A 6,000-nucleotide genomic window follows, 5' to 3' on the forward strand; every position below is an offset into this window, starting at 1 on the left:
TCAACGGCTCCAAACCTTTAATTAATTTTATATTGTATAATATAGTTTAATTTATTGTGTTTATTACTTAACATCGTAATGAACAAAATTGAGATTCGACCTGGAAAAAACCTTTAAGGATTCGTTTGAGTGAATTAAACTTAACCCTCCTGATAGCTTTATTCACTTCTACCCACTGTCGTTTTCTTTTACTTGCTTCTGGATAATCTTCACTCAGCATATCAACTGATAATAAATACATCTTGACGCAATAAATTTTGCCTTGTTTGCGGTACTTGTAAGTTCCCAGTTCATTTGCATCTACTTGCCCAATTATCCCTGCTTCTTCCCACGCCTCTTTGGCTGCGGAATCAGGTGGACTCATACCATTAGGAATATCTCCTTTGGGAATCACCCAGTGTTGAAAGTCACGGGTTGTAATTAGTAAGATTTCAACTTTACCATTGTTCACTCTGTAAGGAATTACCCCAGACTGTATAAACACTTTACTGGCTTTTCGACTCATGTAATTTCCATCCTGTACGTCCTAGCTTTTTTGTACAATGTTTACTTCAGAAATTCTAGAGCTGATACCGGATAAATTTTGGTTAATCTTAAGTTATGAAAAGATTAAAAAATGATTTTTAATTATAAGAGTTAATTATCGAAATGGAATACATACGTCAGTCGCCAGTATTCAGAATGAATTTTGTGCAACTAGCGGATAGCGTAAGGGTAGCAAGCTATTTATTCCAAAAATTTCTAGCATCAGTGTTTGAGCGGGTGATGATGGTTTTAATGCCGCAGTTACACTATTATTAGACTGGTTTTATCTTGAAGAGTCAGACCCCTATTTGTCAGTTGTATCCATAAAAGTTGTGGATAATCTGGGCAGCACTTTTGTTCAACTAACTGTAATAACTGTTCCCAAACTCTCGTTGGCTAATCTATCTACTGCACACACGGCATAAGTTCCCGCTTGTTGGACGGTAGCGAAGGTTGTACCAGCAGATAAAATTCGTTGAATTGTCCAAGTATCGCCACTCAGCCGATAAAGTGTCCAGGAACGAACTGGCTGATTATCTCCAGGCTGCCAACTCAGTTTGCGGTTATTGACTTGTAGTCCAATGGGTGGAGATGGTGGTGTTGTATCTTGCCAAGGCAAAGTTGGCGGTAGAGCAGGTTTGTTATACAGCAGACTTTGAAATTTATCAGCAATGCCCTGACTATTTTCTGTCAAAACACTGAGATTAAAGAAGATATTCCCCAGTGACAATCGTCCAGCTTGGCTACGACTAATTTTTACCTGCTTTTCAATCTCATCACTCTCGCGACTCTTGTTGCTTGGTTCTGTCAAATTGTTACCAGCATAAACGTGTCTTTGCTTTGTATTTACCTGTGTCCACCACTGTAGCAACGCTGGATAACTTTGTTGTGGTTGGTCTGTGCGCCAGTAAAGTTGAGGAGCAATATAATCAATCCAGCCTTCTTCTAACCATTTCTTTGAGTCAGCATACAGCACGTTGTAAGCATCCAACCCAGTAATACCCGCAGGTTGTCCGGGGCGATAAATCCCAAAAGGACTAATACCAAATTTTACGTCGGGTTTGGCTGTTTTAATTCCCTGCCAGAGGCGCTGTACCATTTTGTTAACATTGTCTCGTCGCCAGTCGCCAAGGCTGAGTGTACCACCAGCTACTTTATATGCAGCGTAGGTTTTATCATCGGGGAAAGACTGTCCCTCAATGGGATATGGATAGAAATAATCATCTAAGTGAATGCCATCAACATCGTAGCGCTTCACTACATCGAGAATTACGTTATACGCTCTATCCTGAACTATTTTTAGTCCTGGGTCCATCCAGCGTTGAGTTTTCCACAAATAAACGCTTTCTGGATTGGTAGCTGCGATGTGGGGACGGACTGTTTTAGCTGGGTCGGTGGAGGTGCTAGCACGGTAAGGGTTAAACCAAGCATGGAGTTCAAGATTATGCTTATGACATTCTGCGATCGCAAACGCTAAAGGATCGTAAAATGGTTCTGGTGCTTTCCCTTGAGTTCCTGTAATCCAAGCACTCCAAGGCTCTAATCGAGATTCATACAAAGCGTCTCCCTCTGGTCGCACCTGGAAAATCAGAGCATTGAAGTTTAGCGCTTGTAATTTAGTAATAATCTCGGTAAGTTCTGCTTTTTGTTGAGCAACAGAAAGTCCTGGTTTGGAAGGCCAATCACCATTCCACACAGATACTACCCATGCTCCCCGGAATTCCCGGCTATGATTTACCCTAACGCTGCCGATAGGTGTGGGCGTTGGAGTTGGAATTGGTGTTGGAGTTGGAGTTGGTATCGGAATTGGCGTTGGAATTGGAGTTGGTGTTGGTGTTGGTGTTGGTGTTGGCGGCTGTACTAAGTAACTAGAAGCAATTTTTTCTGCCTGACCTAAATACACCAAGGCTTGATAAATAATCACTGCCACATCTGCACGAGTAGCAGCGAGATTAGGATTGAGTAATTTAATATTTGGGAAACTAACCACCAATCCAGCGCTGGTGGCAATAGCTACATGATTTCTACCATATTCAGGAATTTGTACAGAATCCTGATAAATCTGTGAGAGTTTTGAGAGCAGGTCAGGTTTAACCTTGGTAGCAATTTCTAAGCCTGCTACCAAGGAAACTAAGACTTCTACCCTAGTAATTCGGTTAGCGGAACGGAAAGTTTTATCAGGGAATCCGCTAATAAATGCTTTTTCGTAAGCTGTTTTGATGGCTGCTGCTGCCCAATAATTCGTGGGTACATCAACAAAGGAAACATACTGCCGCTTCTTGGAAACTGTCCCAAATGCGTTGGCAATAATAGCGGCAAATTCAGCACGGGTGAGTGAATTATCGGGGCGATAAGTGCCATTAGGCAACCCACTGACAATACCGCGTTGGGCTAAGGCTGTAATAAATGAGCGTGCCCAATGGTTTTGAATATCCGAGAATGGAGTAGCAATAGATACCATTGTTAATTGCAGCTAGCTGGCCTTGATTTTGATTTCCTTTGTTAATTTAGCAATTTTGTTGGCGTAGGCATAGCCAGCCGCAGGCATCGCTACTGCAATAGACTTATTGCATAAGTGGGGAAAAGGGGAAGGGTTAAAGGGTAAAGGTATGGAATTTTCCCAAACCCAGTAACCTTTAACCTTTCTCCAACCGGAAAGCAAAAGCTACTTTTGTAAGATGTTTAATGTCGTCTTGTAAACTTTGACTACTTAAGTTTGAGAATGGGAATAGGGAAGGGGGAAAGGGACTCAATACTGTTCGGTTAAGCATTTTTAACTTGGCATCGGGTTTGGGGAAAAGGTTAAAGGGTAAAGGTTAAAGGTTTTTTCTTTCCCCTTTCCCCTTCCCCTTTTCCCCTTAACCGACAAGTATTGGAAAGGGACTTATGTTAAAGGGGAAAAAACTTATCTTACTATTTCCCATTACCCTTTTCCCTTTAACCGAGCAGTATCGCTCCTCTACTCCCCACTCCTATTTACTAAGTAGGATTTGCAGCTTCATTAGTAGGATTCGAGGTAGAACGCGCATTCAACGCTAGCATCACGCGTGAAATGCCAGTGAAAATAATGCTGACACCAACTAGTGTACCCAGAAGCCAGGGTGCGTTGAAGGGCCACTGGAACCAAATCATTGCGCCTAAGACCAGCGTAATAATCCCATCACCGAGTACCCACGTCCAGTTTTCTTGTGGACGTAACTTGAATGCCAGAATTAACTCGAATGTACCTTCAGCCAGTAAAAAGCTGCCAAGCAACAGAGTTAGTGTGAGTACACCTGTAAAAGGATAAACAAATAACATTATGCCGGTTGCAATATAGAGTCCGCTCAATAGAAGTTTCCAAATAAAACCTCCTTGCTGGCGGGTTTGAGTGGCATAAACTAGTTTTGTAAATCCGGCGAAAATCAAAATCGTGGCAATCCAAGTTTCGGCGAATAAGGTGGTGAAATTAGGCGCTGCGATCGCAATAACCCCTAAAATACTCAAAAGAACACCTGTTATCAGTGACCCATTCAGATTTTTTTTAGTATTTTGAGAAACATCGGTTGTCATAAAAATCCCTTTCCTATTCTTAGACTAAACTCTACATTTAGATTAGGGAATTTTTAATTAACACAGTATGAACCCTAAGACAGACTCATCAGTATTAATTTCATTGCGATCGTGACTAAAATTTACGACTATTGAAATACTAAATCAATAGACTTCTTGCAGAAGTTGGGTAAAGAGTAAGGGGTAAAGGAGAAAGGGATAGAATTAACATTCCCCTTTAACCTTTCCCCCTTTCCCTATAAAAGTACAAAAGGTACTTTTGCAAGAGGTCTAATTATTAGATCGCAACTGCATTGTCTCTAAGTGACCTTTATAAGAGTTCTGCAAGATTGCTGAGACGTTCATAAACAGAAATAAGACGATCTCCTTCAAGTTCAACAGAAGTATTTGGATAATTCTGAATGGCTCCAAGTAATGTCACTTCACCATTTTGTTGAATAGATGTACTTAAAGCGCTTCGCAACGCTTGCTGATCTAATTGTCCTGCGGGAGGGTGAACTACCTCACCAATTTGGTTAACTAAAATTGGCCCTGCCCAACTAGCTAGTAAACTATTTAAAAAGGCAGCATCAGCTTTTATTGGGGCTTTCAATGCCTTACGAGCTACTGCGGGGTCTTGTTGCGCCGCCTGTAAATAAGCTCTTAATGTTGGGGTAGTCTTGCCAGTTTCTGTAAACTGACTTAATTCTTCAACAGATACTTGCCCTTGAAAAGTACCATACTTTAAAATAACTTGCTCGGCAGCATTAGCATTAGTAGTTGAGAATAGAACAATAGCGCCTACACCTAAAGCTGCTGTCTGAGTAAGTAACTTAGTAAATTTCTTATTATTTAATCGATTGAGAAGTTGCGAAATCTGCATTTTGTTAAACTTAAATAATGGTATGGGGCAGACATAAGCAGAAAATGCTTATGTCTTAGGGTTAAGCTTTGTTATTAGGCGAAGCTGCATGAGGTAGTATTGATTGGTCTTCGTCTAAAGTTGGTGCAGGTACGCCCAAATGCTTCCTTGTAGTTTCTTCAGCCAGCTTTCGGTCTTGTTCGTTCTCGAACTGGCTCTCATCTAACAAATGAGGATTTTTTGCTGCTTCGTCTCGGCTTGGTCGATAACCATTTTTCCACCTGTACTTCCAGTCCATAATTTAAAAGCCAGATATACTGCAATTTTATTTCCTAATTGTTTATAGTAGACGCTGAATAGAAAGTGATACTCCTGCTATGGGGTGAAGAAGCTCATTCAGAAGGTATAAATTTAACCTACTAGAGTAAGAATACTTGTCTGCGTAAATTTTAATACTTTAACAAGTATATAACAAGTCATCAGTGGCGATCGCAAATGTAAACCTTGTCTACAGAACGTTAAGGGCAAACGGGAAACAAGCTATTGTACAGCTGTAATTTTTAATCGTCAGGCATATTTACTGATTACTTTATCAAAAAGCTTAACTGCTTTCTCAAAATACTGAAATACTTTCTCAAAAGGCTTAAATGCTTTCTCAAAACACTTAAATGCTTTCTCATTTTGGTGTTTTCCGCAAGCAAAAGGCTTAAATGCTTTCTCATTTTGGTGTTTTCCGCAAGCAAAAGGCTTAAATGCTTTCTCAAACACCAGTTTAGTTACTCATTTCAGTGTTTTCCACAAGCCAAATGGCATTTGACTTTTGCAAACGGATCTATGCCTTGTTTCCTGTTCTCTATTTACTATTCCCTACCCACAAAAGTAAATTCTCCGAATCAAACAGGATTCTTATATGTCTGCTAAATTATAACTTTATCACCTAAAGTAATATCAAGTTCGGATAAATACTTATAATAAAGCTGGGATCGTTGCAGTGTATCTATCTACGTCTTATGCCGAAACGGATTGCGATCGTTAACCACATGAGTACGGAAGAACTACTGGCTCATTATCGTCAGGCGACA

6 protein-coding genes are annotated in these 6,000 nt (G+C 40.4%); all 6 read right to left on the reverse strand.

Annotation, left to right across the window (positions count from 1 at the left end; translation table 11 throughout):
• Positions 1–67 precede the first annotated feature (67 nt).
• Positions 68–505: an NUDIX hydrolase gene (locus RMY32_RS08095; RefSeq protein WP_322709371.1), complete on the reverse strand. Its 438-nt coding sequence runs from the start codon at positions 503–505 to the stop codon at positions 68–70.
• A 378-nt stretch (positions 506–883) separates the two neighbouring features.
• The gene (locus RMY32_RS08100; RefSeq protein ID WP_322709372.1) at positions 884–2,986 is read right to left on the reverse strand and encodes a glycoside hydrolase family 10 protein; all 2,103 of its coding nucleotides are present in this window, start codon (positions 2,984–2,986) and stop codon (positions 884–886) included.
• Positions 2,987–3,504: 518 nt separating this feature from the next.
• The gene (locus RMY32_RS08105) at positions 3,505–4,077 is read right to left on the reverse strand and encodes an HdeD family acid-resistance protein (RefSeq protein WP_322709373.1); all 573 of its coding nucleotides are present in this window, start codon (positions 4,075–4,077) and stop codon (positions 3,505–3,507) included.
• A 310-nt stretch (positions 4,078–4,387) separates the two neighbouring features.
• Positions 4,388–4,939, reverse strand: a complete 552-nt coding sequence (locus RMY32_RS08110) for an alpha/beta hydrolase (protein ID WP_322709374.1) — start codon at positions 4,937–4,939, stop codon at positions 4,388–4,390.
• A 61-nt stretch (positions 4,940–5,000) separates the two neighbouring features.
• Positions 5,001–5,216, reverse strand: a complete 216-nt coding sequence (locus RMY32_RS08115; RefSeq protein ID WP_322709375.1) for a bromodomain-containing protein — start codon at positions 5,214–5,216, stop codon at positions 5,001–5,003.
• Between the two features lie 269 nt (positions 5,217–5,485).
• A complete protein-coding gene (locus RMY32_RS08120) occupies positions 5,486–5,686 on the reverse strand; it encodes a hypothetical protein (protein WP_322709376.1) in 201 nt (66 codons plus the stop codon).
• Positions 5,687–6,000: the final 314 nt, after the last annotated feature.

The sequence above is a fragment of the Nostoc sp. ChiSLP03a genome (genome assembly GCF_034531215.2).
GTDB lineage: Bacteria > Cyanobacteriota > Cyanobacteriia > Cyanobacteriales > Nostocaceae > Nostoc.

What these genes read in the sequence shown, in the direction of transcription:
- RMY32_RS08095 (WP_322709371.1), bottom strand. Translation starts at nt 505, where the DNA reads ATGAGTCGAAAAGCCAGTAAAGTGTTTATACAGTCTGGGGTAATTCCT.
- RMY32_RS08100 (WP_322709372.1), bottom strand. Translation starts at nt 2,986, where the DNA reads ATGGTATCTATTGCTACTCCATTCTCGGATATTCAAAACCATTGGGCA.
- RMY32_RS08105 (WP_322709373.1), bottom strand. Translation starts at nt 4,077, where the DNA reads ATGACAACCGATGTTTCTCAAAATACTAAAAAAAATCTGAATGGGTCA.
- RMY32_RS08110 (WP_322709374.1), bottom strand. Translation starts at nt 4,939, where the DNA reads ATGCAGATTTCGCAACTTCTCAATCGATTAAATAATAAGAAATTTACT.
- RMY32_RS08115 (WP_322709375.1), bottom strand. Translation starts at nt 5,216, where the DNA reads ATGGACTGGAAGTACAGGTGGAAAAATGGTTATCGACCAAGCCGAGAC.